Genomic DNA, 23,233 nt, shown 5'->3' on the forward strand with positions numbered 1-23,233 from the left:
CGACAAATTTTCTGCTGTCGTCGTAGTCAGGGCCAATGGTAGTTGGATGCTTGCGCCGCTGCAAGTATTGCTCAAAGCTTCGGCATCTGCCCAATCCGCGCCACCATTTCGCTCACGATCTGCAGATCCAGCATGAACTGCTCCACGGTCTTGAACTCGTTGTCGTTGTGCCCGGTGTACTTCACGTCCGGCATGGCCAGGCCGAACTGCACGCCATTGGGCAGGTCGTGCACCGAGGTGGCCCCGGCCGAGGTGCCGAATTCGTGTTTCATGCCCAGGTTCTCGCTGGCGACATCCAGCAGGGCCTTGACCCATTCACCCTCGGGGTTGCGGAACATCGGCTCGTCGAGGCTGTAGTCGAAAGCGACCGAGGTGTGGCTCTGGCGGGCCCATTTACCCAGCTTGTCGGCCAGCTGGTCCTTGAGCGTGGCCAGTGGCTTGCCTTTGGGGATGCGCAGGTTCACGGCCAGCTTCAGGCCCTTGTCATCCACGCCGACGAAGGTCAGCGAGGTGGTCAGCGGGCCCATGAACGTGTCTTCGAAGCCTATGCCCAGTTGCTTGCCCAGGTAGTCCAGGCCCCAGTTGTCGGCGGCATAGCGGGCTGCATCGGTGAAGTGGTTGCGCTTGAGCGGCACCTGCTGGCCCAGGCCATCGAGGAAGACAAGCATGCGGGCCACCGGGTTGACGCCTGACTCTGGCTCGGAAGAGTGAGCAGACACGCCAGTTACGGTCAGGAGCACTTTGTTGCCGTCTGCCTTGGCGGCGATGCTGAAGTCATTGCCATTGCGCTTCACGTAGTCGGCGCCGGCTTTTTCCAGGCGCTCTGCCAGCTCGGCCGGGTTGTCTGCCACCAGGGTCGCCACCGACGTGGTCGGGATCTGGTTGGTCGCCAGGCCGCCGGTCAGGTTGATGATTTCCGCGCCCTGGCCTGTGGCCTTGCGTTTGCTGAAACTGGCCATGACCGTGCCATAGCCTTTCTCGGCTATCACCACCGGGTAGCCGCCATCGAGAGCCAGGTTGTAGTCAGGGGTAGGGTTGCGCTCGAAGTAGTAGGGGATGGCCTCACCACTGGTTTCTTCGGTGGTGTCGATCAGCAGCTTGAACTGACGGGCCAGCGGCAGGTTTTCGTCTTTGGCCACTTTCAGCGCATACAGTGCGACGATGATGCCGTTCTTGTCATCCTCGGTGCCGCGGCCGTACATGCGGTCGCCGACCAGCGTGACCTTGAACGGGTCGAGGCGAGTGCCGTCGGCCAGCTTCCAGTTGTCCGGGTTGACCGGTACCACATCAGCGTGGGCATGGATGCCGACCACTTCCTTGCCTTCGCCCAGCGAAATCTCGTAGACGCGGTTGTCGACGTTGCGGAAGGCCAGGCCGAAGCTCTCGGCCAGGGCCTTGATCTTGTCGGCGATCTTCAGGAACTCGGGGTTCTCGTGCTGAGGCACGCCGTCGACGCTGAAGGTGGGGATGGCCACCAGTTCACGCAGGTTTTGCGTGGCAGCCTTGGCGTACTTGATGCGGGTGTACACGCCGAGCAGGCGGTTGATCTCGTTCTGTTGCTCGTCCGCGAGCGTTTTGCCGGCCAGGTAGGCGTCGAGGGTCGCCGTGAGGTTGTTGGCGTGGGCCAGGTCGCTGCCCTTCAGTTTGCCGAGGAACTGCTTGAAGTCTGCCGGGTCGCTGCCGTCGAAGGCTTTGACGATGGCCGCGGATTGTTGCTGGGAGAGGTTGGCCTGGGCCGGTTGGGTGAACAGGCCGATGCCGGCCAGCAGCAAGGCGGTGGAGGTGAGCTTTTTGAGGTGCATGGGCACGCATTCCTTCGCGAATCATTGTTGTTGGATACCCGTCGGCAACGGGAAGGGGCCCACGCTAACACCAATGACCCTGGCACGGCAGTGCCAGAAACGCGACATGTCGCACAAATGAAAAAGCCCCGGGAATGATCCCGGGGCTTTCAGAGATGGCGCACTCGGCGGGATTCGAACCCACGACCCCTGCCTTCGGAGGGCAAAGCGAGACCCAATAATTACGGGGTGATGCCCGTATTCATTGGGCTATATCGTATGGTTGTGTATGGATATACAGGGCGGTATAGTGCTTTCTGCTGTCACCCTGCTGTCACGGATCTGGAGCGCCATGAAAACCAAGTTCACTGCCAAGCTTCTGACCACCCTGGCGCCTCAGGAAAAGGCCTACCGCGTGCACGACACCCAGCAGCCAGGCCTGTGCATTCGGGTGCTGCCGTCTGGCCACATGAGCTACATGGTGACCTGGGGCCGGAACAAGACGGCGACCCTCGGCCGGGTGAACGTGGTCACGCTTGAGCAGGCCCGCCGGGAAGCTGCCCGGTACCTGGCCGAGGCGCATGAGCACGGCGAGCCTCTGCTGATCACCCAGGCTCGACTATCCGACGCAATGCCGACGCTGGAAGCGTTCCTGCGCGACCAATTCGAGCCCTGGGCGCTGGCGCATCAGCGCGACGGCGACAACAGCGTGCGCGCCATCCGCCACAGCTTCGCCGATCTGCTGGCGCTGCCCATGGACCAGGTCACGCAGAAGCGCATCGAGCAGGTGCGCACCGGCTGGCTGGCCGCTGGCCGCTCCCCGGCCACGGCAAACCGCAACGTCACCAGGTTGAAAGGCCTGCTGAGCCGTGCCGTAGAGTGGGGCGTTCTCCCTGAGCACCCGCTGGCGAAGGTAAAGCGGCTCAAGGTCGACGGGCGCGGTAGGGTGCGTTATTTGGACCTGGCCGAGGAGCAGGCCCTGCGCAAAGCCCTGGCCGATCGTGAGGAGAGTATTCGGGCCGACCGCGACAGCGCAAATGCCTGGCGCACCGCCCGCAACCGTGAATTGCTTCCAGATTTGCGCGCCGCTAAGTTCGCCGACCACCTGAAACCGCTGGTGCTGTTGTCACTGAATACCGGCATGCGTCGCGGCGAGGTATTCAACTTGCATTGGCGTGACGTGAACTTTCAGGGGAAGTTTCTCACGGTAGAGGGCGAAACTTCAAAATCAGGACAGACCCGTCATATCCCGCTGAACAAAGAAGCGCTCGCAGTATTGAAAGCGTGGCGCGGTGATCTTGTTCGCGTTGGATTCGTATTCCCGGCGAAAGACGCTGGGAGGCTCGACAACGTTAAAAAAAGTTGGGATGGCGTATTGAAGTTGGCCAAGGTCGAGAACTTCCGCTGGCACGACCTGCGACACACATTCGCGTCAAAGTTGGTGATGGCTGGCGTAGCGCTGAATACCGTACGTGAGCTGCTGGGGCACTCTGACATAGCCATGACGTTGCGCTATGCCCACTTGGCCCCGGACACCAAGGCCGCAGCTGTAGAGCTTATCTAGCAGCCTTCCCACTCAATTTCCGGTGGGTAGTGGCCAAGCTCAATGGTTTGGTCAGCCACCTCATTTAGCCTTGTCCAGTTCTTGCGGATTGCTTTGAAACTTATTCCAGAATATCTGGTGAAATAGTTTTCAGTCACCCAGTCAAGAGCTTCTGTATATTCATTATCAGTTGGGAATATATCGGTGTCTTCGCCTCGGAAAACTGTCTGGCTATGGATGAGCTCCATTAGCACTTGCTCGCGCTGGTTCATTGTGTAGGGCAATAGCATTGCCGTGCGCACAAGCCTTGTCGGCGCATCAACCGAATTAACAATGTGAAGAATGTCTAGAAAGTAAATTTCATGACGAGGAATTTCTTCTGGAATATCGGTGTTGCTGAAATAATCGATTGACATACGAGCAGTAGCAAAAAGCTCACGCAAAGCTTTTTCTACCTGAGTGGTCAACGAGCGCTCCTCAATTCTTGAAAGCAGCTCAAGCCCGAACTTCAGCTCTGGCGAAATCCTGAGGGAAAGGGTTTCAGCTTTGACTCTGTTCGGCTGGGCCTTGGCCATCACAATCTCCTGAACTCATTTCCGAAAATCATGGCACACGCCTCGCTCCGTGTCGATACGTGTCAGTCAGTGTGTGCGTATGTCGTGCAGTGTAAGAAAAATGTGGACACTCCGTTTTGGGGTCGGCTAAGGTGTCCACATCTTTCAATACACCTCAGGAGGTGAACATGGAACAAGCGATGCCGGTGCAACCAATGGCTGTAGGCCCTGAGGAGGCTGCACGCCTTACAAGCCACAGCCGGAGCGCGATCTATAGCGCGATCGCGAAAGGAGAGCTGCCAGCCTTCAAATCAGGCAAGCGCCGATTGATCCTGGTGAAGGAGCTGGAAGCCTGGATCAACCGCGTCGCGAAGGAGGGCAGCCGGTGAACGATGTGGATTCAGTCCCGGCAGAGGCGGTAATAACGCTGAACCTGGACCAGCGGCATCAGATCGCTGATCTGATCGAGGCAGAGCGGGCCATGGCTCGGCACTGGTGGACGATGTTGAACGAGATGAGGTGCAGGGGAGAGCTGCCCGACTGGGTGAAAAAGCAGACGGTGGGGAACGGCGTTGACCATGACCGCTGGAGCGTCGCATGCCAAGGCACGAACAGGGCTGTATTCGGGAAGGTCCGGCACATTCGACTCGAGGGTGAGCCGGAATGGGTAAGCGTTTTGCTGGACGACGTAGAGTTTGAAGTGACCCGGCGCCAAGCCCCAGTTGACGGGGCTAAAGGCACCACAGGTAACGACCAGTTGCAGGAGAAGGTGCGCCAACACCTCTCCGGCGATATCGCATTGGTGAGCACCAACGAGAGGGACCCATCGTGACAGAACAGCAGATCAAGTACAACGACTGTACAAATAACCACCACTCGGGTGAGGTCCTAGCCCCTGCCGTCCTGGCTGACTTCGAAATGTTCCATCAGAACCAGGCCCGTGACGAGTTCGGGAAGCTTGAGCGCATCATCACCACGATGATTATTCCGGCGCTCGGGCAGCAACATCCGATCTCCAAGCGCCTTTACGCCCACCTGGAGAACGTCAAGCTGGGTTCGCAGAACTTTTGCTGGCGCCACCGACACATCGGCTACGCATATGGGGCAACAGAGACAGCGCAAGCGCAAGCTTGACGCCCAGCCCGTATGGCGAGGAAGAAAAAGTACAAGGTCGACTTTGGAGGAGGGCGCGTCCTGGCGCTGCCCTATCGCCTTCTCACGCACCCGGCATTCGACTGTCTGACGCCCAAGGCGGTGACGGTCCTCATCAAGTTGGCCCGTAATTACAACGGACACAACAACGGTGATCTGGCGTGTACAGCGGACATGCTGGCGCAGGGGCGCCCAATGGATGCCAAGACGCTTGCCTCCGCTCTTGAGGAGTTGATTCAGGCAGGGCTCATTGTGCGCACCCGGGAGTACAGAAAGGGGCGTGAGAGGGGTATGGCGCGGTGCGCGCTCTATGCGATCACTTGGGCCGCTATCGATGAATGCCCTGGCAAAGACCTTGAGCGATCGCCGGGTCCGCCAACCTTCAAGTTCATCTGATTTTCGGTGGGATTTTTTCCGGCACCTACTGGGATTTTTTCCCAGTCGATTGAGTTGGTTTGTCTGGTTGCGTGCGGTTACTGGATAGCTCGGAGCGGCTACTAGGAAAATTTCCCAGTAGTCGCCACGGAAACCGGGGCCTCCAGCCGATTGGGTAAACGGAAAAAATCCCAGTCTTATTAAATTACCACCACCGGGGGTATTACATGGGGCCGGTACTGTTCAAACAAGCCCGCTGTAACTACGGCTATTCGGGCAAGTGTCAGCGTGCAAATCGTCTGTCATTCCTGGTTGTCGAGTTTCTTCCGTGGACCGTGATCGGGATGTGCAGGGAGTGCGCCATTGAGGTGAAGCCGGACCTGATCTGGCTGGCCAACAAAGCGGCACTGGCCGGCAGTGGCTCAGATCGGGGTGTCGTTCCGGCGAACGAGGCGGGGTGCATTTGACGCACGGGGTGCAGTAGCTGCAGGGCGGCATCTAGTGCCGGGTTGCGGGAGCATTCGGCGAGCACTCACCGAGGGAGCAACGAGCATTCGTCCACCGTGTTGATTTCTACACAGTGTGTAGGAAACGCCACAGTGGATTGCCGAGACAGACCATTTGATCCGACTCGGCTCAGTTGGTCCGACTCGGCAGGCTTGACCGGGAATGAAGAAAGCCTTTCACGACTCGACCCGTCGTAGATTGGTTGATTCAGGGAATTGTCCAAGCCCCAAACCTTGCCTGGGCTGGCGCTGGGTTGCGAAATCCACCGCAGTGGAGGATTCCCGACCTTACCTGCGCCTTATTGGAAAACCGGCAGAAACCGCCCGAGGCCGCGCAGTTGCTGGCCCGAGGGTGCCTTAACGCATTAGTGATAATGGAGGATGCGAGCCAGACGGAAGCGAAGTGCGAAAAAGCCACTTCCCTACCGTTCGTCGGGAAAATACTCGGCGGATCGTGCCTGTAAATACCACTGAACAAAACGAGACAGAGCGTGCATCAGGTGGACAGTAAGCGTCTGTTTTGACTCGAAAAATGGGCCTATGGTGGGTTCTCGAAAACCCCATCCACAGGATCTTTACCTGATGAAACTTCACGAACTGCGCGAGAAGCGCACCGCCGCCGTCGAGGGCATGAGAAAGCTGGTGGACACCGCTTCCGCTGCTGGCCGTGACCTGACCACCGACGAATCCACTCAGTTTGAAACCTTCAAGACCGAGGAGCGCTCGCTGGCCGACCAGATCACCCGCCATGAGCACCTGGCCGATCTGGAGAAGCGCACCGCCACTCCGGCCGCCACCGACACCCCTGAGCACCTGGAGAAGCGCGTCAGCGTGATCCGCGTGCTGCGTGCACAAATGGAAGGTCGCCAACTGGACGGCGCCGAGCGCGAATACACCCAGGAAACCGAACGCCGCACCGGTCGCAAGGCTGAGGGCGCATTCGTGCCGTTCGCCGCCCTTGAGCGCCGCGCCAACACCACCGCGACCGCGCCCGAGCTGGTGGGCACCGACCACCGTGCCGACCTGTACATCGGGCCGCTGCGTGAGGCGCTGCTGGCCCGTTCGCTGGGCATCCGCACCCTGACCGGCCTGGTGGGCAACGTGAGCGTGCCGAAGTTCGGCAGCGGCCTGGAAACCGGCTGGGTTACTGAGGGCCAGGCCGTGCCCGAGGGCCAAATGTCGTTCGACGGCGTGACCCTGACGCCCAAGCATGTCGGCGGCAAGACTGAAATGTCCCGCCAGCTCCTGCAGCAATCGTCGCCAGGCATCGAGCAACTAGTACGCGAAGACCTGTCGTTCCTGATCGCCCGCCAGATCGACCGCGCCATCATCAACGGCAGCGGCGCTGCTGGTGAACCGCTGGGCGTCCTGAACACCACCGGCATTCAGACTGCCGACATGCCCGCCACCTGGGCCGAGGTGCTGGCGCTGCTGGAGAAGCTGGATGACGTGAACATCACCAACGCCCGCTGGCTGACCACCGCCGCGATCCGCACCATCCTGGGCAGCACCGAGAAGGTGGCCGGGTCTGGCAGTGGCTTCCTGTACGACAACGGCACCCTGGCCAACCTGGCGCTGGCGGCATCGAAGAACGTCCCGGCTGGCAAGCTGATCTTGGGCGACTGGAGCCAGGTCATGCTGGGCGTGTGGTCCGAAGTGGACATTCTGGTGAACCCATACGCCGAGCCTGCCTACAGCCGCGGCGGTGTGCAGGTCCGTGCAATGGCCACTGTCGACACCGCCGTGCGTCATCCCGAAGGCTTCGTAGTTGCTTCGGAGGCGTAACCATGGCTGCCCTGGCGATCGACTACACCCCTAAGACCAAGATCATCCTGTGCGGATTCCTGCGCCGCCTGTTTGGTAAGGAGCACCATTTCGTGCTGGACCGTGGCGACCCCAGGGAAGCGGTGAAGGCCATGGATGTCAATCATCCTGGATTCGCCAATGAGTTGGCCAAGGCGCAGAGCCGTGGGCTTCGCTTCGCGATCTTCAAGAACGGCCAGAACATCAAGGAGGAAGAACTTGGGTTTGGCGGTGCTCGCGAGCTTCGCTTTGTGCCTGTGATCGAGGGAAGCAAACGCGCCGGCCTGCTGCAGACCATTGTGGGCGTTGCTTTGCTCATCGCAGGGCCTTTCACGGGCGGCGCAACCTATGGTCCTGGGATCGCGTTGGTTGCTGGCGGTGTCATCCAGATGCTCAGCCCGCAGGCCAAGGGGCTGGCACAAAGCGGTGCGCCTGAAAACCTTCCGTCGTACGCCTTTGGCAGCGCCAAAAACACTACCGCCAGCGGCTTGCCGGTGCCGATCTGCATCGGCCACCGCCGTTGGGGTGGCGCGATCATCTCCGCGTCGATCGTTGCAGAGGACAAGGCTTGATGGAACGCCGAGTAGCCGCAAGCCTGGAACGGAAAGGCCGGACGTTGTTCGGCTATGCCGCACGTTTCGGCCAGCCAGCGCCCATCGAGGGCTTTACCGAAATCATCCTTCCGGGGGCTTTCAAGCGCTCCCTTGCAGGCCCAGCCGCCGCCAACATCCGCGCCGTTTACGAGCACGATGATGCAGCCCTATTGGGCCGTGTCGGAGCTGGCACCCTGCGCCTTACTGAGGATGACGTGGGCCTTGCGTTCGAACTGGACCTGCCCGACACCAGCCTGGGTCGTGACCTGTCCGAGCTGGTGAAGCGCGGCGACGTGGCCGGGTGCTCATTCGGCTTCGTGCCGGTGAAGGAGGACTGGCAAGGCGAGTTGCGCAGCCTGCAGGACGTGGACCTTCACGAAATCACCATCACGGCGAATCCGGCCTACCCGACCACCACCGTATCGGTGCGCAGCCGCAAGCCAATGCTGGCGCTGGCCAATGCCCGTCGATACCTTGAGTTCCTGGAGTGCATCCGGTGAAAAAGCTGTTCAGCCTGTTCACGCGCTCCAACAACACCCCGGCCTATGATCGGTACTTCGACCAGTTCAGCCAGGGCGGTAACTCGGCAGGGGTCAACATTACGGTACAGACCGCCGAGTCGATCAGTGCCGTATACGCGGCTGTCGCGGCCATCAGCGAGAGCGTGGGCAGCCTGCCTCTGGACGTGTACCGCCGCACCGATGACGGGCGCGACAAGGCCCGTACCCATCCCCTGTACGCGCTGCTGCACGACGCCCCGAACGAATGGCAAACCGCCCTGGAATTCCGCGAGCAACTGCAACGCCACATCCTGCTGCGCGGCAATGCCTATGCTCGCATCCGCTGGAGTGGTGCCGGTCGTGTGCAGGCGCTGGAGCCGGTCAACCCGGACAGCGTTTCGATCCTGCGCAGTTCCGCCAGCGAGCGCCTGGTCTACGAGTACACCGATCGCCATGGCAAGCTGCAGCGACTGACCGCCGACGAGATGTTGCACATCCGCTATCACACCGAAGACGGTGTGCTCGGGCGCAGCCCTATTCAGGTGGCCAGGGATACTCTCGGGCTGGCGCTGGCCGAACGTACCCACGGGGCCAAGATGTTCGAGCAGGGTACCAAGCTGTCGGGCGTGATCGAGACAGCACCCGGCACCACCAAAGAGCAGGCCGCGCAGATTCGTGAGAGCTGGGCGGCTGGCCAGGCTGGCGTGAACAACCACGGCAAGACCCCAGTGCTGCCCCAGGGCGCGAAGTACAGCGCGGTATCCATGACCCTGGAGGATGCTGAGTGGATCGAGGCCCGGCGCCTGTCGGTCGAGGAAGTGGCCCGCCTGTTCCGTGTACCGCCTGTGCTGATCGGTGATCTGCGCGAGGCCAACTACTCCAACGCCGTGGAGCTGGGCCGGTACTTCGTCACTCACACCCTGCGCCGCCACCTGGTCGCATGGGAGCAGGCTATCAACCGCACCCTACTGGGCAGCGGCTTCTTCGCTGAGCACAACGTGGAAGGCCTGCTGCGTGGTGATAGTCTCAACCGTGCGCAGTTCTATCAGCGCGGCATCGAGGACCGATGGCTTTTGCCGTCCGAGGTCCGCCGCATGGAAAACCTACCCACCGTCGAAGGTATTGATGATGAGCAAAAAACCAAGGCTCCAGACCCTAAAGCCCCGGGTACGGGTGCTGGGAACCCACCTGGAGGAAAGGCAGCGCCAGGCGAAGGAGAAGAAGCGTGAGCAGGGTGAGCAGGTACAAACCCAAGAAGAGGGCGATTCCTCTCGGTAGTGCTGCATGGCAGCGCCTGCGTGCACAGGTGCTGGCCGAGGAACCACTGTGCCGCGACTGTGCGGCCCGTGGCCTGGTCACACCTGCTACTGATGTGGATCACATGGACAACAACGGCGACAACAACGCGCGCACAAATCTGGCGCCCTTGTGCCACTCGTGTCACTCGATCAAGACAGCCGAAGACATGGGAAAGCGCACCACGCGGGGGTGCGATGCGAACGGCATCCCGCTTGACCCAAACCACCACTGGAACAGGGCCAAAAGATCACCAGGAACCGGCGGGACCTAGACCGCCCCCGACCTGCTCTTTCTTCGCTAACTGCCGAAAAAACATGAAGACCACGCCCCGCCGCCCACGATCAGACAGCGCCAAGGCCGCCATAGCCGCGAGCCAGGCCGTCGCTGTCGGTCCAATCCAGCCACCGCAGCACATCCGCGTGCGCGATACCGACAGACCGTTCTGGGATGCCATCGTGACCGCTCGCCCTCGGGACACCTGGACCGATGCCGACCTGGTGCTGGCGGCGAACCTGGCGCGGGCCTATGCCGACATCGAGGCGCTGCAGGACAGCATCGACCGCGACGGCATGCTGGTCGAGGGGAAGGTGAACCCGGCCTGTGAGCTGCTGGACAAGATGACACGCCGGTCGCTGGCCATCGGGCGCCAGCTCATGGTGGCCACCATTGCCACAGTGGGCAAGGCCCAGGATATCCACAAGGGCGCCGCGCTCGAACGTGAGGCCCGGCAGCATGTGGATGACGACCTGATACCGACCCTGGGGACGCTGCAATGACCCGCGCCGAAAAGATCATCGCGTTTATCGAACGCTACTGCGTTACGCCCGAAGGCGCGGACGTTGGCAAGCCGCTATGCCTGGCCGAGTTCCAGCGCCAGTTCATCCGTGACGTGTACGACAACCCGGTGGGCACTCGACGGGCCATCCTCAGTGTGGCCAGGAAGAACGGCAAGTCAGGCCTGATCGCGGGCCTGCTGCTGGCGCACTTGGTCGGCCCCGAGGCGAAGCAAAACAGCCAGCTTGTGTCGGGGGCCATGAGCCGCGACCAAGCCGCCCTGGTGTTCAACCTGGCCGCCAAGATGGTGCAGCTATCGCCCGCCCTGTCGAAGATCGTCCGCATCGTGCCCAGCGGCAAGCGGCTGCTGGGGCTGAACCTGAACACCGAGTTTCGCGCCCTGGCCGCCGACGGCAAGACCGCGCACGGCCTCTCTCCAGTGCTCGCCATTCTGGACGAGATCGGGCAGATACGCGGCCCGCAATCCGACTTCGTGGACGCCATCACCACCAGCCAGGGCGCCCACTCGGCACCGCTGCTGATCGCCATCAGTACCCAGGCAGCCAACGACGCCGACCTGCTGAGCCAGTGGATTGACGATGCCCTGCGCAGCAATGACCCAAAGATCGTGTGCCGCCTGTACGCCGCGGCGGCGGGCTGCGATCTGATGGACGAAGACGGCTGGCGAGCGGCCAACCCGGCACTGGGCATCTTCCGGTCTGAGACAGACCTGCGAGAGCAGATGCAACAAGCCGAGCGCATGCCGAGCATGAGCAACACCGCCCGTAACCTGCTGCTCAACCAGCGCGTCAGCCTCGACAGCCCATTCATCAGCCCTGACGTGTGGATGGGCTGCGACACCGTGCCTGACCCATTCGAGGGCCTGGTCTATGCGGGCCTTGATCTCTCGGCGCGAACAGACCTGACGTCGCTGGTGCTGATCGGCAAGGTAGATGGCGTGTGGCAGGTCCGTCCGTACTTCTGGACGCCCGAGCAGGGCGTGTTAGATCGAGCACAGAAGGACCGCGCCCCATATGACATGTGGGTGCGCCAGGGGTACATCCGAACCACACCCGGGGCCACAGTTGATCTGGAGGCCGTGGCGCTGGATATGGCCGAGATTCTGAGCGACTGCGAGGTGGCGGCGATCGCCTATGACCGCTGGCGCATCGACGTGCTCAAGAAGGAATTGGAACGTCTGGGCCTGGAGCTGCCGCTGGTGCCGCACGGGCAAGGCTTCCGCGACATGGCGCCAGCCCTCGACGCCCTGGAAGCCGAGCTGCTGAATGGCCGTGTCGCCCATGGTGGCCACCCCGTGCTGACCTTGTGCGCCGCCAACGCCGTGGCGGTGAAGGACCCCAGTGGCAACCGCAAGCTGGACAAGAGCCGCCGTACCGGCCGTATCGACGGCCTCCAGGCCCTGGCTATGGCGTTCGGCGCCGCCCAGGTTGCCGAAGCCCCTGCCGATCTTGATACCGAGGTATTTTTTGTATGACTACCGTGACCCTTGAAGAAGCCAAGCAGCACATGCGCGTCGATCACGCCGAGGAAGACAGCTACATCCTGGGCCTGATCGCTGCAGCAGAAACCCACGTCAGCAACTTCCTGGGCGACAGCTTGCCCGATCCGATGCCTGCTCCGATCAAGGCCGCTGTGCTTTTGTTGGTGGGCGACCTGTACGAGAACCGCGAGCGGCAGGGCGACCGAACTCTGACCGAGAACACAGCGTATGCACTTCTGCTGGCGCCGTACCGCTCCATGGCGGTGTTCTGATGCTTGCCGGCAAGCTGCGTTACCCGGTGACCATCGAAAAGCCGATTGACACTCGCACGCCCAGCGGTGGGGTCATCCGCACCTGGGAGGAAGTGAGTCGGGAGTGGGTCGACATCGAGAGCATCAGCGGGAGCGAGTTCATCGCCGCCCAGGCCGTGCAGGCACAAACGATCTATCGCATTGTGCTCCGGTACCGGCCCGACCTCATTACTAGCTGGCGCATCCGCGAGGGCTCGAAGGTATACGAGATCACCGCTGTCCTTCCTGACGCTCGCCGCCGGCGGATCGAGCTCATGTGCAAGACCGGCAAGCTGTGAGCGAATGTGTGGGGTTTCCTCACATTTGAGGACACCCCTGGCGCGTCAGGTTTTCGAGGTGCGCCGAATCTAGCGCGTCAGGAACAAAAAAGCCCCGCAATGGCGGGGCTTTTTGCTGTCACGCTGCTGTCACGGCCTTGGCCTGCTGTCAGCGTGAAACCACGGAAGTGGCGGAATTCATGGCGCACTCGGCGGGATTCGAACCCACGACCCCTGCCTTCGGAGGGCAGTACTCTATCCAGCTGAGCTACGAGTGCAACGCGCAGGCATGATACCCATCTGATTCGGCTGCGTCCATCGCCTTGATCTATGGCTGTTTTTCCATTACGGCTGGCCTTGCCCTACGGAAATCCATCTATCCATATGCGATATCAGTATTTCCGTACCGTTTCTTATGCCCTCTATTATCTGGTCACAACTTGTTATAACAAGTCATCGATCAGCGAAGAGACCCATGGCCGAACTGCTCCCCCTGTCCCCGGTACCGCTCTACACCCAGCTCAAGGAACTGCTGCGCGAGCGCATCCTCGACGGCACCTACCCACCGCACAGCCGCATGCCCTCGGAAAGCGAGCTGGGCAAGGCTTTCGATGTCAGCCGCATCACTGTGCGCCAGGCGCTGGGCGACCTGCAAAAGGAAGGGCTGATCTTCAAGATTCATGGCAAAGGCACCTTCGTCGCCAAACCCAAGCCGTTCCAGAACGTCAGCACCCTGCAGGGCTTGGGTGAGTCGATGACGCAGATGGGCCATGAAGTGATCAACCGCCTGCGCAGTTTCCGCCATGTGCCGGCCAATGCCCTGGTGGCGGCGCGGCTGCAGGTCGAGGAGGGCAGCCTGGTCACCGAGATCCGTCGGGTGCGATTGATCAACCGCGAGCCGGTGTCGCTGGAGCTGACCTGGCTGCCCAAGGCCGTCGGCGAAAAACTGGAAAAGGCCGACCTGGTCACCCGCGACATCTTCCTGCTGCTGGAAAACGACTGCGGCATCGCCCTGGGTCACGCCGACCTTGCCATCGACGCGGTGCTGGCCGACAGCGACCTGGCCCAGGCACTGGAGGTGGAGGAGGGCGCGCCGATCATGCGCATCGAGCGCCTGACCCACACCGCCGACGGCATGCCACTGGACTTCGAACACCTGTACTACCGCGGCGATGCCTTCCAGTACCGCCTGCGCATCGACCGCCAGAAGGGGAGCAAGGCATGAGCATCGAGACCCAGGACTACGACATCATCGTCATCGGCGGCGGCACCGCCGGGCCAATGGCCGCGATCAAGGCCAAGGAGCACGACAAGCGCCTGCGCGTGCTGCTGCTGGAAAAGGCCAACGTCAAGCGCAGCGGGGCCATCAGCATGGGTATGGACGGCCTGAACAACGCCATCATCCCCGGCCATGCCACGCCCGAGCAGTACACCAAGGAAATCACCGTGGCCAATGACGGCATCGTCAACCAGGCCGCCGTGCATGCCTACGCCACCCACAGCTTCGAGACGATCGAGCAGCTCGACCGCTGGGGCGTGAAGTTCGAAAAGGACGAGACCGGCGACTACGCGGTGAAGAAGGTCCACCACATGGGCGCCTATGTGTTGCCGATGCCCGAAGGCCATGACATCAAGAAGGTGCTCTATCGCCAGCTCAAGCGCGCCCGTGTCGAAATCAGCAACCGCATGGTCTGCACACGGGTGCTGCTCGATGCGCAAGGCGCCGCTGCCGGTGTACTGGGCTTCGACTGCCGCACTGGCGAATTCCGCGTGGTCCGCGCCAAGGCGGTGATCCTCGCCTGCGGTGCCGCCGGGCGCCTGGGGCTGCCATCGTCGGGTTACCTGATGGGTACCTACGAAAACCCGACCAATGCCGGCGACGGCTATGCCATGGCCTACCACGCCGGTGCCGAGCTGGCCAACCTCGAGTGCTTCCAGATCAACCCGCTGATCAAGGATTACAACGGCCCGGCCTGCGCCTACGTGACCGGCCCGCTGGGCGGCTATACCGCCAACAGCAAAGGCGAGCGCTTCATCGAGTGCGACTACTGGAGCGGGCAGATGATGTGGGAGTTCCACCAGGAACTCGAAGGCGGCAACGGCCCGGTGTTCCTCAAGCTCGACCACCTGGCCGAGGAAACCATCCAGAACATCGAAGAGATCCTGCACAGCAACGAACGCCCGAGCCGAGGCCAGTTCCATGCCGGGCGTGGCACCGACTATCGCCAGCACATGGTCGAGATGCACATCTCCGAAATCGGCTTCTGCTCGGGGCATTCGGCCTCGGGGGTGTGGGTCAACGAGAAGGCCGAGACCAGCGTGAAGGGCCTGTATGCCGCCGGTGACATGGCCGCAGTGCCGCATAACTACATGCTCGGGGCCTTTACCTACGGTTGGTTTGCCGGTGTGAACGCCGCGCAATACGTGGCCGGACGCGAACTTGCCGAGGTCGATACCGGGCAAGTCGAGCGCGAACGCGCTCGGGTATTCGCGCCGTTGCAGCGTGAGCATGGCCTGCCGCCGGCGCAAGTCGAGTACAAGTTGCGGCGCATGGTCAACGACTACCTGCAGCCGCCGAAGGTGACCAAGAAGATGGAAATCGGCCTGGCGCGCTTTGCCGAGATCGAGCGTGATCTCGACCAGATGAAATCCAGCAACCCGCATGAGCTGATGCGGGCCATGGAAGTATCGGTGATCCGCGACTGTGCCGAGATGGCCGCGCGCGCCTCGTTGTTCCGTGAAGAGAGCCGCTGGGGGCTTTACCACCACCGTGTGGACTTTCCCGAGCGCAACGATGGCGAGTGGTTCTGCCACTGCCATCTGAAAAAAGGCGAAAACGGCGAGATGACCAGCTTCAGGAAGGCGGTCGAGCCCTACCTGATTGCCCTGGATGCGCAAGAACAGACCGCCTATGACCGGCTGCGGGTGAAAGCCGACGCTGCTTGAACAAAACAGAGGGCCGAAGGCCCCAAGGACCCCGTGAAATGGCCTACCAGCCCCAGGAAATCTTCTTTCGCAGCAGCGCTCCGGTGACCATCGACGAAGACAAGTGTATCGCCGAAAAAGGCTGCACCGTCTGTGTCGACGTGTGCCCCATGGACCTGCTGGCGATCAACCCGGCCACGCAAAAGGCTTACATGGCCTTCGACGAGTGCTGGTACTGCATGCCCTGCGAAAAAGACTGCCCCACCGGCGCCGTCAAGGTCGACATCCCGTACCTGCTGCGCTGATTCATCCCGCCATCCGGCGAACCACCGGACGCGCCTTGCTGCACTGCCCCTCGTTTCCCACCCCCCAAGCCGGGCGGCGGAGACGACTCCAGCACTCAAAACGATTCGAGGGGAAACACCCATGCGCCTCATAGCAACCGTGGCCGGCCTCGCGCTGGCGCTCACCGGCCTGAATGCCAGCGCCGAAACCATCCGCATCGCCATCGGCACCCAGGACACCACCATCAACTGCGCCACCGGCGGCCTGCTGATCCGTGAGCTGGGCCTGCTCGACAAATACCTGCCGCATGACGGCAAGTACAAGGACGCTCAGTACCAGGTCGAGTGGAAGAACTTCACCAGCGGCGCGCCGCTGACCAACGAGATGGTCGCCGGCAAGCTCGACTTCGGCGCCATGGCCGACTTCCCCGGTTCGTTCAACGGCGTCGCGCACCTTGATGCCGGCAAGCGCAGCCTGTTCATCAGTGTGCTGTCGGGCAGCGTGCATGGCAGCGGCAACGGCATCGTGGTGCCGGCCGCGTCGAAGGTGCAGTCGCTGGCCGAACTCAAGGGCAAGACCATCTCCGTGCCGTTCGCCTCCACCGCCCACGGCATGCTGCTGCGCGCCGTCGCGGCCCAAGGCTGGGACCCGCAGAAGGACCTGCGGATCATCGCCCAGGCCCCGGAGATTGCAGGCTCCGCCCTGCGCAGCAACCGCATCGAGGCCCACGCCGACTTCGTGCCGTTCGCCGAGCTGTTCCCCAATCGCGGCTTTGCCCGCAAGATCTACGACGGTGCCCAGGCCAATGCGCCGACCTTCCATGGCGCCCTGGTCGATGCCGATTATGCAAAGAAATACCCGGAAGTGGTCACCGCCTACCTGCGCGCCAGCCTCGAAGCTGACCGCCTGATCGCTGCCGAACCTGAGAAGTACAGCGAGCTGATCGAGAAAGTCACCGGCATCGAGGCCGAGGTCAATTACCTGTTCCACGGCCCGCTCGGCCTGCAGACTCGCGACCTGACCTGGAAGCCTGAGTATCGCCAGGCGGTGGCCACGTCGATCGATACGCTGAAGTTGCTGAAGAAGACCGACCGCGGCCTCGATACCGCTGCGTTCATCGACGATCAGTACATACGCGCGGCGTTCAAACAGGCCGGTCTGGATTACGACAAGGCGCTGAAGAACTACGAGCCGCTGCCGCTCCAGGCCAACGACGCGCTCACAGGCCAGCCGATCACCGACTTCAGCCGCCTGGCGCAAGTCTGGGTGCGCGGGGAAGACAAGGTTCGCCACTACGCCTCGCCGGAGGCCGCCCTCGCCGCCTTGAACCAGCTGGAGCAGGAAGGCAAGGACATACGCGCGATCTACGCCCAGGCTGCCGACAGCGGCATCAAGCTGCTGGCCAACCAGGCCTGGTTCGTGCGCAACGACAAGGGCCAGCTGGCTGCATTCCTGCTCAAGGACCAGGCCGAGCAGTACGCCAAGGCCCATGGCGGTGAAGCGCTGGACTTCGTCAGCGCCAACCAGAAGCTGGTCGCCCAGCGCTGACCGGGAGGCACCGAGATGACCCGCGACCTCAACCGCTGGCCAGTGCGCCTGGTTTCGTTGCTGGCCTGCCTGCTGTTCTGGCAGGTGGCGGCCAGCATCAAGCTGGACCTTGGCCTGCTGACCTTCACCTATGTTCCCACGCCGCAGGCCGTGCTGGATGCGGCCTGGCAGTTGCTGATTTCCAGCTCCCTGCTGGCGCACCTGGGCAGCAGCCTGTCGCGGGTGTTTGCCGGTTATGCCAGCGCTGCGCTGCTGGGGGTAAGCCTGGGGCTGCTGATTGGCCGCTCGAAATGGGCCGAAGATACCTTGCTGCCGCCGCTCGAAGTGCTGCGGCCGATACCGGCGGTGGCGTGGATCCCACTGGCAATCCTGATGTTCCCGTCGTCGGAGCTGTCGATGGTGTTCATCACTTTCACCGGTGCGCTGTTCCCGATCCTGCTCAACACCGTGCATGGCGCGGAGGCCGTCGACCCGCGCCTGGTGGCCTCGGCGCGCAGCCTCGGTGCCGGGCGCTGGGCGGTCCTTCGCGAAGTGGTGCTGCCCGGTGCGCTGCCCAGCATCGTCACCGGCCTTGCCATCGGCATGGGCACCTCGTGGTTCTGCCTGGTCACTGCCGAAATGATCGCCGGGCAGTTCGGCATCGGTTACTACACCTGGGAGTCGTACACCTTGCAGAACTATCCGGACATCATCGTCGGCATGCTGTTGATTGGCATGTTGGGCATGGGCAGCAGCGCGCTGGTCAAGCGCCTCGGTGCACTGGCTACGCCCTGGTACCGCACGCGGAGGGCCGGCGGATGAACAGTTATCAACAGGCGCCCGGGCGGATCGACGGGCGCGGCCTGTCGATCCGGCTGGGGCAGGGCCGTGAAGCCTTCGAGGCAGTGCAGTGCCTGGATTTTGCTGTGGATGCGGGGGAGTTCGTCTGCATCCTCGGGCCGTCCGGCTGTGGCAAGTCGACCTTGCTCGGCGCCCTGGCCGGGCACCTGGTGCCCAGCAGTGGCCAGCTGAGCGTGGATGGCCAAGCGATTGCCGGGCCGTCGCCGCAGCGCGGTATGGTGTTTCAGCACCACACCTTGCTGCCGTGGCGCAGTGTGCTCGACAACGTCGCCTTCGGCCTGAAGATGCAAGGCATGGGCAAGGCCGAACGCCGCCAGCAGGCACGCGACATGTTGCAGCTGGTGGGCCTGGCCGACTTCGCCGAGCGCTGGCCCAGCCAGTTGTCCGGCGGCATGCAGCAACGGGCCGAGATCGCCCGGGTGCTGATCAACCGCCCGCGGCTGTTGCTGATGGACGAACCGTTCGGCGCCCTGGATGCGCAAACCCGCTCGCGTATGCAGGAGCTGTTGCTGGATATCTGGGCGCGCATCCGCACTACCGTGGTGTTCGTCACCCACGACATCGACGAAGCGCTGTTCCTGGCCGACCGCATTCTGGTGATGAGCCCGCGCCCTGGTCGCTTTATCGAGGACCTGCGCCTGGACTTTGCGCGCCCGCGCCGCGCCAGCCTGCTGACCAGCCCTGAATTCACCCACCTCAAACGCCATTGCCTGGCCTTGCTGCGCCATGAAGAGGGGCGCGAACTGCCGCGCCTGACGCCGCTCGGCCTGCCAGCCACCGACCATCCGCCGCTCAGGATCGCGCTATGACCGAACGAAGCATCGACAACCCCGATATTCTCGAACTGCTACCACGCCTTGAAGCTGAAGACGCCGGCGTGCGGCGCATTGCCCTGATCGAACTGGCCGACCTGGAAGACCCTGACGCCTTGCCCTGGCTGACCGATGCCTTGTTGGTCGATGGTGCCGACGACGTGCGCGCCGAGGCCGCGCGCCTGCTGGAAGCCTGGGAGGAACCGGAAGTGGTACAGGCCTTGTGCGCCGCACTAGCGGATGCTGCCGAAGCGGTACGCCTGGCCGCTGCGCAAAGCCTCAGTGAGTTGAAGAGCCAGGAGGCAGGTCAGCTGATTCTGCCGTGGGCGGCCCACGCGGATGCCTTCGTCCGCGCCAGTGCCTTGCGCGCCCTGCGCGAGCTGCGCCTGGAGGATGCCGCCGGCCCTGCGCTGCGGGCGCTGCAGGACCAGGATGCAGCGGTGCGGCGCGAGGCCGTGGGTATTCTGGGTTGGCTCAAACACCAGCCTGCGCTGCCGGCTCTGGCGCAACTGGCCGAGCATGAGCCTGACACCGAGGTACGTCGCGCCGCGATTGGCGCTTTGGGCCTTGCGCGAGACCTCGCGGTATTGCCGGCGCTGGTTGGCGCTTTGCGCGATCCTGTCTGGCAGGTACGCGAAGAAGCCGCGACGACGCTGGGCAAGGTTGGCCATGCCCAGGCCGGCCCCGCTCTGGTGGCGGCGCTGGGCGATGGCTTCTGGCAAGTGCGCTTGCGCGCTGCCCGCTCACTGGGGCGTCTGCGCCATGCCGAGGCGCTGGATGCCTTGGCTGAACTGCTGGGCCACGGTATCGCCAACCTGCGCAAGGAAGCTGCGCTGGCGCTGGGGGAGTTGGGCCTGGCCCGCGCTTTGCCAGCGCTTCAGGCTGCCGAAGCCGACAGCGATCCGGAAGTGCGCAAGGCGGTGCGCATTGCCTTGGCGCAATTGCGCGGAGCGGCCTGATGAATGGTCCGAGCTCGATCCGCAATCAGCGCGATCCTGGGTTGCTGACGTTGCAGTGGGCCGAAGGCGAGGCCGTCATCAGCCATGCCCGCCTGCGCGGCGCGTGCCCCTGCTCGCAATGCCGGGCGGCGCGGTTGCAGGGGAGGGTCTCGGTGGTAACGGCTGACGTGCGCGTCGAGCGGGTTGTAGCGCAAGGCTATGGCGTGCAGTTGGTGTTCAGCGATGGGCATGAGCGGGGCATTTATCCCTGGCACTACCTGCGCGACCTCGGTTGACTGTTGAACCCGCCCCACAGGGGGCCAGGCCAATCTCTACAGTGCGATCAACTCGGGCCTGAGGCCTTCTACTCGGCGGCTCGGTGGCGGCAGGTAGCCGCCGTCACCGGTAATCTGGTGCAGGACCTGTTCGCGCAGTGCATGCAACGCCACGCCAGTGCGCAGGCGCGGGTGCGGCAGGGCGATTTCCACCACCGACTTGATTCGCCCAGGGCGTGGCTCCAGCACCACTACCCGGTCGGCGAGGTAGGTGGCTTCCTCGGCGTCGTGGGTCACCAGCAAGGTGGTGATGCCGGCGCGTTCACGAATCGCCAACAGTTCGTCCTGCAACTGCTGGCGGGTCAGCGCATCGAGTGCGCCGAACGGCTCGTCGAGCAACAGGATGCGCGGGCTGGCCACCAGGCCACGGGCAATCGCAACGCGCTGGGCCATGCCGCCGGACAGCTGGTGCGGGTAGGCCGACTCGAAACCGACCAGGCCCACCAGCTGCACGAACTCGTGCACACGGCGTGCGCGCTCGCCTTGGTTCAGATGTTCGTTGACCAGGCCCAGGGCGATGTTCTGCTCCACCGTCAGCCAGGGGAACAGGCGATGCTCCTGAAACACGATGCCGCGTTCGCCGCCGATGCCACTGACCGCCTGGCCATCGACGCGGATGCTACCGCTGTAGTCGGTGTCCAGCCCGACCAGCAGGCGCAGCAGGGTCGACTTGCCGCAACCCGAGGCGCCGACAATGGCAATGAACTCGCCTTCGTTGATGGCCAGGTTGAAATTGCGGATTGCCTCGAAGGGCTGGCCATCGACACTGAACACTTTGCCGACGCCTTCGAAGCTGACCAATGGCGGTGTGGTATCGGCCTGGTTGGCCGCGAGCAGGTGTGAAGCATTGAAGGCGTTCATGCGGTTCTCCAGCGCGTAGCGCGCAATTCGAGGCGTTGACCGAGGGTGCCGAGCAGGGCGCCGACCAGGCCGATCAGGACCATCGCGGCCATGACCTGGTCCATGCGGAACAGTTGTTGCGCGCCGATCATCAGGCTGGCGATGCCACCGTCCGAGGGCATGAAGTATTCGGCGCCGATGGTGCCCAGCCAGGCGTAGATCAGCGACAGGCGCAGGCCGGCGAATATCGCTGGTGCGGCACCGGGCAGTATCAGCAGGCGCAGGCGTTGCCACAGGTTCAGCCGCAGTGTGCGCGCCGCTTCACCCAGTTGCGGCGGGAGGCTGGCGATGCCGCGCTGGGTGGCAATCAGCAGCGGGAAGAATGCCGCCAGGCCGACGAATACGTTCTTGGCCCCTTCGCCGAGGCCGAACCAGGCCGTGAGCAAGGGTACCCAGGCAAACAGCGCCACTTGCCGCAGCGCCGAGAGGCTTGGCCCGAAAAGGCGTTCGGCGTTATGCGAAAGCCCCAGCAACAGCCCGCTCAGCAAGCCAGCGCCGCCACCCAGGAGTAGCCCGGTCAGGGTGCGTTGCAGGCTCAGCAGCATGGCTTCTGGCAGCGAGCCATCGGCCAGGCCACTGAACAGGGTGTGCAAAACGTCCAGCGGGGAAGCGAGGATGTTCGAGTCGATCCAGCCCAAGCTGTTGCTCGCCTGCCACAGTGCAAGCAATGCCGCCGGCAGCAGCAGGCTTTGCCAGCCTTTGGGAATAGGCCCGCGCTGTTGTTCACCAGTGGCCGTTTGCGGCCAGTAGAGCATGCGCTTTTCCAAGGCCGAGAAGCCACGTTCCAGCAGCGCACCGACCAGGCCGATGACCAGGATGCACAGCAGCACCAGGTCGAGCATGAACAGCTGCCGGCCCCAGACCATCAGGTAGCCGATACCTTCGCTGGAGGCCAGTAACTCGACGGCCAGCAACGAAGTCCAGCCCGTCGCCAGGGCCAGGCGCACGCCAGTGAGGAAGGCGGGCAGGGCGGCCGGCAGCAGCAGGCGCAGGAACAACAAGTGGCGTGGCAGGCGCAGGGCGGCGGCGGCTTCGCGTAGCTTGGGCTGCGCATCGCGCACGCCGACCAGCGTGTGCAGGGTGACTGGCACCACCACGGCCTTCACCAGCACCACCAGCTTGAGCAGTTCGCCGATGCCGAAGAACAGCATGAACAGCGGGATCCAGGCCAGCGTGGGGATCTGCGCCAGGGCTACGAAGGTTGGCAGCACCAAGGTCTGTGCATGGCGTGAGGTGCCCAGCCAGGTGCCGAGCAGCAAGCCGCTGCCGACACCCGCCAACAGCCCCCAGAACAGCCGCTGCAGGCTTATCCACAAGTGCCCCCAGAGTTCACCGGAGCCAAACTCCAGCGCGCTCTGCCACACCAGCGAAGGCGCCGGCAAGATCTGTTCGCTCATCCAGTGCTGCCCGCTCGCCACGACCCACAGCAGCGCAATCAACGCCGGCAGCAGGTAGGAGCGGCCTTGTGTCGCGAAAGGGCCGCGCAGCGGCCCCAGCTGCCACCAAGATCTCCTGCTAAGAACTCCATTCATCGGCCATCTCTCGAAGCGTTCCAATGTTATTCACTTATGGAATTAAAAATTCACACAAGTGGCTTTCAAGAGATAAGAGCATGCAAACCATGCATGCGGAACCACTCAGCCATTGCGTTCTTCTCATATTTTCCATGCGTTTTCCGCAAGCCGCCCTGCGCGCCGCATG

27 protein-coding genes and 1 tRNA gene are annotated in these 23,233 nt (G+C 62.8%); 23 read left to right on the forward strand and 5 right to left on the reverse strand.

Annotated elements, in window-relative coordinates; translation table 11 throughout:
• Positions 1 to 71: 71 nt before the first annotated feature.
• Positions 72 to 1,802 carry a dipeptidase gene (locus tag ACIPW4_RS01555; RefSeq protein ID WP_400654228.1) on the reverse strand — a complete coding sequence of 577 codons (1,731 nt, stop codon included), beginning with the start codon at positions 1,800 to 1,802 and terminating at the stop codon, positions 72 to 74.
• Between the two features lie 331 nt (positions 1,803 to 2,133).
• Here ACIPW4_RS01555 and ACIPW4_RS01560 point away from each other — a divergent pair, with 331 nt between their 5' ends.
• Positions 2,134 to 3,345, forward strand: a complete 1,212-nt coding sequence (locus tag ACIPW4_RS01560) for a tyrosine-type recombinase/integrase (protein ID WP_400654230.1) — start codon at positions 2,134 to 2,136, stop codon at positions 3,343 to 3,345.
• On the opposite strand, the gene ACIPW4_RS01565 is transcribed toward ACIPW4_RS01560, so the two are convergent.
• Complete coding sequence (locus ACIPW4_RS01565) at positions 3,342 to 3,899, reverse strand: hypothetical protein (RefSeq protein ID WP_068576205.1); 558 nt, start codon at positions 3,897 to 3,899, stop codon at positions 3,342 to 3,344. The genes ACIPW4_RS01560 and ACIPW4_RS01565 overlap by 4 nt on opposite strands.
• A 167-nt stretch (positions 3,900 to 4,066) precedes the next feature.
• Between ACIPW4_RS01565 and ACIPW4_RS01570 the strand changes: the two genes are divergently transcribed.
• From ACIPW4_RS01570 to ACIPW4_RS01635, 14 genes are all read left to right on the forward strand, one after another.
• Entirely contained in the window at positions 4,067 to 4,267 is a 201-nt protein-coding gene (locus ACIPW4_RS01570; protein ID WP_068576204.1) for a helix-turn-helix domain-containing protein, read from the forward strand.
• Positions 4,264 to 4,710 (forward strand): hypothetical protein, encoded by a 447-nt coding sequence (locus ACIPW4_RS01575; RefSeq protein ID WP_068576202.1) that lies wholly within the window; start codon positions 4,264 to 4,266, stop codon positions 4,708 to 4,710. Before ACIPW4_RS01570 ends, ACIPW4_RS01575 begins: the two co-directional genes overlap by 4 nt.
• The gene (locus ACIPW4_RS01580) at positions 4,707 to 5,012 is read left to right on the forward strand and encodes a hypothetical protein (protein WP_400654233.1); all 306 of its coding nucleotides are present in this window, start codon (positions 4,707 to 4,709) and stop codon (positions 5,010 to 5,012) included. The genes ACIPW4_RS01575 and ACIPW4_RS01580 overlap by 4 nt, the downstream gene beginning before the upstream one ends.
• Before the next feature lie 12 nt (positions 5,013 to 5,024).
• Positions 5,025 to 5,426, forward strand: coding sequence for a hypothetical protein (locus ACIPW4_RS01585; RefSeq protein WP_068576200.1), 402 nt, complete (start codon positions 5,025 to 5,027; stop codon positions 5,424 to 5,426).
• A gap of 206 nt (positions 5,427 to 5,632) precedes the next feature.
• A complete protein-coding gene (locus ACIPW4_RS01590; protein ID WP_068576198.1) occupies positions 5,633 to 5,872 on the forward strand; it encodes a hypothetical protein in 240 nt (79 codons plus the stop codon).
• A gap of 621 nt (positions 5,873 to 6,493) precedes the next feature.
• Positions 6,494 to 7,696 carry a phage major capsid protein gene (locus tag ACIPW4_RS01595; protein ID WP_400654236.1) on the forward strand — a complete coding sequence of 401 codons (1,203 nt, stop codon included), beginning with the start codon at positions 6,494 to 6,496 and terminating at the stop codon, positions 7,694 to 7,696.
• A 2-nt stretch (positions 7,697 to 7,698) separates the two neighbouring features.
• Positions 7,699 to 8,286 carry a tail assembly protein gene (locus ACIPW4_RS01600; protein WP_400654238.1) on the forward strand — a complete coding sequence of 196 codons (588 nt, stop codon included), beginning with the start codon at positions 7,699 to 7,701 and terminating at the stop codon, positions 8,284 to 8,286.
• Entirely contained in the window at positions 8,286 to 8,807 is a 522-nt protein-coding gene (locus tag ACIPW4_RS01605; RefSeq protein ID WP_400654240.1) for an HK97 family phage prohead protease, read from the forward strand. Before ACIPW4_RS01600 ends, ACIPW4_RS01605 begins: the two co-directional genes overlap by 1 nt.
• Positions 8,804 to 10,036 (forward strand): phage portal protein, encoded by a 1,233-nt coding sequence (locus ACIPW4_RS01610; protein WP_400654242.1) that lies wholly within the window; start codon positions 8,804 to 8,806, stop codon positions 10,034 to 10,036. Before ACIPW4_RS01605 ends, ACIPW4_RS01610 begins: the two co-directional genes overlap by 4 nt.
• Before the next feature lie 77 nt (positions 10,037 to 10,113).
• A complete protein-coding gene (locus ACIPW4_RS01615) occupies positions 10,114 to 10,377 on the forward strand; it encodes an HNH endonuclease signature motif containing protein (protein WP_400654604.1) in 264 nt (87 codons plus the stop codon).
• Between the two features lie 43 nt (positions 10,378 to 10,420).
• Complete coding sequence (locus tag ACIPW4_RS01620; protein ID WP_068578924.1) at positions 10,421 to 10,882, forward strand: TerS protein; 462 nt, start codon at positions 10,421 to 10,423, stop codon at positions 10,880 to 10,882.
• The gene (locus tag ACIPW4_RS01625) at positions 10,879 to 12,375 is read left to right on the forward strand and encodes a terminase large subunit (RefSeq protein ID WP_400654245.1); all 1,497 of its coding nucleotides are present in this window, start codon (positions 10,879 to 10,881) and stop codon (positions 12,373 to 12,375) included. Before ACIPW4_RS01620 ends, ACIPW4_RS01625 begins: the two co-directional genes overlap by 4 nt.
• Positions 12,372 to 12,653: a head-tail connector protein gene (locus tag ACIPW4_RS01630; RefSeq protein WP_400654247.1), complete on the forward strand. Its 282-nt coding sequence runs from the start codon at positions 12,372 to 12,374 to the stop codon at positions 12,651 to 12,653. Before ACIPW4_RS01625 ends, ACIPW4_RS01630 begins: the two co-directional genes overlap by 4 nt.
• On the forward strand, positions 12,653 to 12,970 hold the full coding sequence (locus ACIPW4_RS01635) for a phage head closure protein (RefSeq protein WP_068578918.1): 318 nt from the start codon (positions 12,653 to 12,655) through the stop codon (positions 12,968 to 12,970). Before ACIPW4_RS01630 ends, ACIPW4_RS01635 begins: the two co-directional genes overlap by 1 nt.
• Positions 12,971 to 13,150: 180 nt before the next feature.
• Here the strand turns inward: ACIPW4_RS01635 and ACIPW4_RS01640 are convergent.
• Positions 13,151 to 13,227 (reverse strand) — tRNA-Arg (locus tag ACIPW4_RS01640).
• Between the two features lie 197 nt (positions 13,228 to 13,424).
• On the opposite strand from ACIPW4_RS01640, the gene ACIPW4_RS01645 reads away from it, so the two are divergent.
• The 8 genes from ACIPW4_RS01645 to ACIPW4_RS01680 all read left to right on the forward strand — a co-directional run bounded on the left by ACIPW4_RS01645 (position 13,425) and on the right by ACIPW4_RS01680 (position 20,593).
• On the forward strand, positions 13,425 to 14,174 hold the full coding sequence (locus tag ACIPW4_RS01645) for a GntR family transcriptional regulator (RefSeq protein ID WP_400654249.1): 750 nt from the start codon (positions 13,425 to 13,427) through the stop codon (positions 14,172 to 14,174).
• Positions 14,171 to 15,895: a fumarate reductase/succinate dehydrogenase flavoprotein subunit gene (locus tag ACIPW4_RS01650; protein ID WP_400654250.1), complete on the forward strand. Its 1,725-nt coding sequence runs from the start codon at positions 14,171 to 14,173 to the stop codon at positions 15,893 to 15,895. The genes ACIPW4_RS01645 and ACIPW4_RS01650 overlap by 4 nt, the downstream gene beginning before the upstream one ends.
• Before the next feature lie 38 nt (positions 15,896 to 15,933).
• Positions 15,934 to 16,179 carry a ferredoxin family protein gene (locus tag ACIPW4_RS01655; protein ID WP_267819540.1) on the forward strand — a complete coding sequence of 82 codons (246 nt, stop codon included), beginning with the start codon at positions 15,934 to 15,936 and terminating at the stop codon, positions 16,177 to 16,179.
• Between the two features lie 121 nt (positions 16,180 to 16,300).
• On the forward strand, positions 16,301 to 17,707 hold the full coding sequence (locus tag ACIPW4_RS01660) for an ABC transporter substrate-binding protein (RefSeq protein ID WP_400654252.1): 1,407 nt from the start codon (positions 16,301 to 16,303) through the stop codon (positions 17,705 to 17,707).
• Positions 17,708 to 17,722: 15 nt separating this feature from the next.
• Positions 17,723 to 18,508 (forward strand): ABC transporter permease, encoded by a 786-nt coding sequence (locus ACIPW4_RS01665; protein ID WP_400654253.1) that lies wholly within the window; start codon positions 17,723 to 17,725, stop codon positions 18,506 to 18,508.
• A complete protein-coding gene (locus ACIPW4_RS01670) occupies positions 18,505 to 19,356 on the forward strand; it encodes an ABC transporter ATP-binding protein (protein WP_400654254.1) in 852 nt (283 codons plus the stop codon). The genes ACIPW4_RS01665 and ACIPW4_RS01670 overlap by 4 nt, the downstream gene beginning before the upstream one ends.
• Positions 19,353 to 20,318, forward strand: coding sequence for a HEAT repeat domain-containing protein (locus tag ACIPW4_RS01675; RefSeq protein WP_400654256.1), 966 nt, complete (start codon positions 19,353 to 19,355; stop codon positions 20,316 to 20,318). The genes ACIPW4_RS01670 and ACIPW4_RS01675 overlap by 4 nt, the downstream gene beginning before the upstream one ends.
• Entirely contained in the window at positions 20,318 to 20,593 is a 276-nt protein-coding gene (locus ACIPW4_RS01680) for a DUF971 domain-containing protein (protein ID WP_400654258.1), read from the forward strand. Before ACIPW4_RS01675 ends, ACIPW4_RS01680 begins: the two co-directional genes overlap by 1 nt.
• Before the next feature lie 36 nt (positions 20,594 to 20,629).
• On the opposite strand, the gene ACIPW4_RS01685 is transcribed toward ACIPW4_RS01680, so the two are convergent.
• Together ACIPW4_RS01685 and ACIPW4_RS01690 are read right to left on the reverse strand one after the other, a co-directional pair.
• A complete protein-coding gene (locus ACIPW4_RS01685; RefSeq protein WP_400654260.1) occupies positions 20,630 to 21,493 on the reverse strand; it encodes an ABC transporter ATP-binding protein in 864 nt (287 codons plus the stop codon).
• Positions 21,490 to 23,064: an ABC transporter permease gene (locus tag ACIPW4_RS01690; RefSeq protein WP_400654262.1), complete on the reverse strand. Its 1,575-nt coding sequence runs from the start codon at positions 23,062 to 23,064 to the stop codon at positions 21,490 to 21,492. The genes ACIPW4_RS01685 and ACIPW4_RS01690 overlap by 4 nt, the downstream gene beginning before the upstream one ends.
• Positions 23,065 to 23,233 lie beyond the last annotated feature (169 nt).

The organism is Pseudomonas sp. NPDC089996 (assembly GCF_044748405.1).
GTDB lineage: Bacteria > Pseudomonadota > Gammaproteobacteria > Pseudomonadales > Pseudomonadaceae > Aquipseudomonas.

What these genes read in the sequence shown, in the direction of transcription:
- ACIPW4_RS01555 (WP_400654228.1), bottom strand. Translation starts at nt 1,802, where the DNA reads ATGCACCTCAAAAAGCTCACCTCCACCGCCTTGCTGCTGGCCGGCATC.
- ACIPW4_RS01560 (WP_400654230.1), top strand. Translation starts at nt 2,134, where the DNA reads ATGAAAACCAAGTTCACTGCCAAGCTTCTGACCACCCTGGCGCCTCAG.
- ACIPW4_RS01565 (WP_068576205.1), bottom strand. Translation starts at nt 3,899, where the DNA reads ATGGCCAAGGCCCAGCCGAACAGAGTCAAAGCTGAAACCCTTTCCCTC.
- ACIPW4_RS01570 (WP_068576204.1), top strand. Translation starts at nt 4,067, where the DNA reads ATGGAACAAGCGATGCCGGTGCAACCAATGGCTGTAGGCCCTGAGGAG.
- ACIPW4_RS01585 (WP_068576200.1), top strand. Translation starts at nt 5,025, where the DNA reads ATGGCGAGGAAGAAAAAGTACAAGGTCGACTTTGGAGGAGGGCGCGTC.
- ACIPW4_RS01590 (WP_068576198.1), top strand. Translation starts at nt 5,633, where the DNA reads ATGGGGCCGGTACTGTTCAAACAAGCCCGCTGTAACTACGGCTATTCG.
- ACIPW4_RS01595 (WP_400654236.1), top strand. Translation starts at nt 6,494, where the DNA reads ATGAAACTTCACGAACTGCGCGAGAAGCGCACCGCCGCCGTCGAGGGC.
- ACIPW4_RS01600 (WP_400654238.1), top strand. Translation starts at nt 7,699, where the DNA reads ATGGCTGCCCTGGCGATCGACTACACCCCTAAGACCAAGATCATCCTG.
- ACIPW4_RS01605 (WP_400654240.1), top strand. Translation starts at nt 8,286, where the DNA reads ATGGAACGCCGAGTAGCCGCAAGCCTGGAACGGAAAGGCCGGACGTTG.
- ACIPW4_RS01620 (WP_068578924.1), top strand. Translation starts at nt 10,421, where the DNA reads ATGAAGACCACGCCCCGCCGCCCACGATCAGACAGCGCCAAGGCCGCC.
- ACIPW4_RS01625 (WP_400654245.1), top strand. Translation starts at nt 10,879, where the DNA reads ATGACCCGCGCCGAAAAGATCATCGCGTTTATCGAACGCTACTGCGTT.
- ACIPW4_RS01630 (WP_400654247.1), top strand. Translation starts at nt 12,372, where the DNA reads ATGACTACCGTGACCCTTGAAGAAGCCAAGCAGCACATGCGCGTCGAT.
- ACIPW4_RS01635 (WP_068578918.1), top strand. Translation starts at nt 12,653, where the DNA reads ATGCTTGCCGGCAAGCTGCGTTACCCGGTGACCATCGAAAAGCCGATT.
- ACIPW4_RS01645 (WP_400654249.1), top strand. Translation starts at nt 13,425, where the DNA reads ATGGCCGAACTGCTCCCCCTGTCCCCGGTACCGCTCTACACCCAGCTC.
- ACIPW4_RS01650 (WP_400654250.1), top strand. Translation starts at nt 14,171, where the DNA reads ATGAGCATCGAGACCCAGGACTACGACATCATCGTCATCGGCGGCGGC.
- ACIPW4_RS01655 (WP_267819540.1), top strand. Translation starts at nt 15,934, where the DNA reads ATGGCCTACCAGCCCCAGGAAATCTTCTTTCGCAGCAGCGCTCCGGTG.
- ACIPW4_RS01660 (WP_400654252.1), top strand. Translation starts at nt 16,301, where the DNA reads ATGCGCCTCATAGCAACCGTGGCCGGCCTCGCGCTGGCGCTCACCGGC.
- ACIPW4_RS01665 (WP_400654253.1), top strand. Translation starts at nt 17,723, where the DNA reads ATGACCCGCGACCTCAACCGCTGGCCAGTGCGCCTGGTTTCGTTGCTG.
- ACIPW4_RS01670 (WP_400654254.1), top strand. Translation starts at nt 18,505, where the DNA reads ATGAACAGTTATCAACAGGCGCCCGGGCGGATCGACGGGCGCGGCCTG.
- ACIPW4_RS01675 (WP_400654256.1), top strand. Translation starts at nt 19,353, where the DNA reads ATGACCGAACGAAGCATCGACAACCCCGATATTCTCGAACTGCTACCA.
- ACIPW4_RS01680 (WP_400654258.1), top strand. Translation starts at nt 20,318, where the DNA reads ATGAATGGTCCGAGCTCGATCCGCAATCAGCGCGATCCTGGGTTGCTG.
- ACIPW4_RS01685 (WP_400654260.1), bottom strand. Translation starts at nt 21,493, where the DNA reads ATGAACGCCTTCAATGCTTCACACCTGCTCGCGGCCAACCAGGCCGAT.
- ACIPW4_RS01690 (WP_400654262.1), bottom strand. Translation starts at nt 23,064, where the DNA reads ATGAATGGAGTTCTTAGCAGGAGATCTTGGTGGCAGCTGGGGCCGCTG.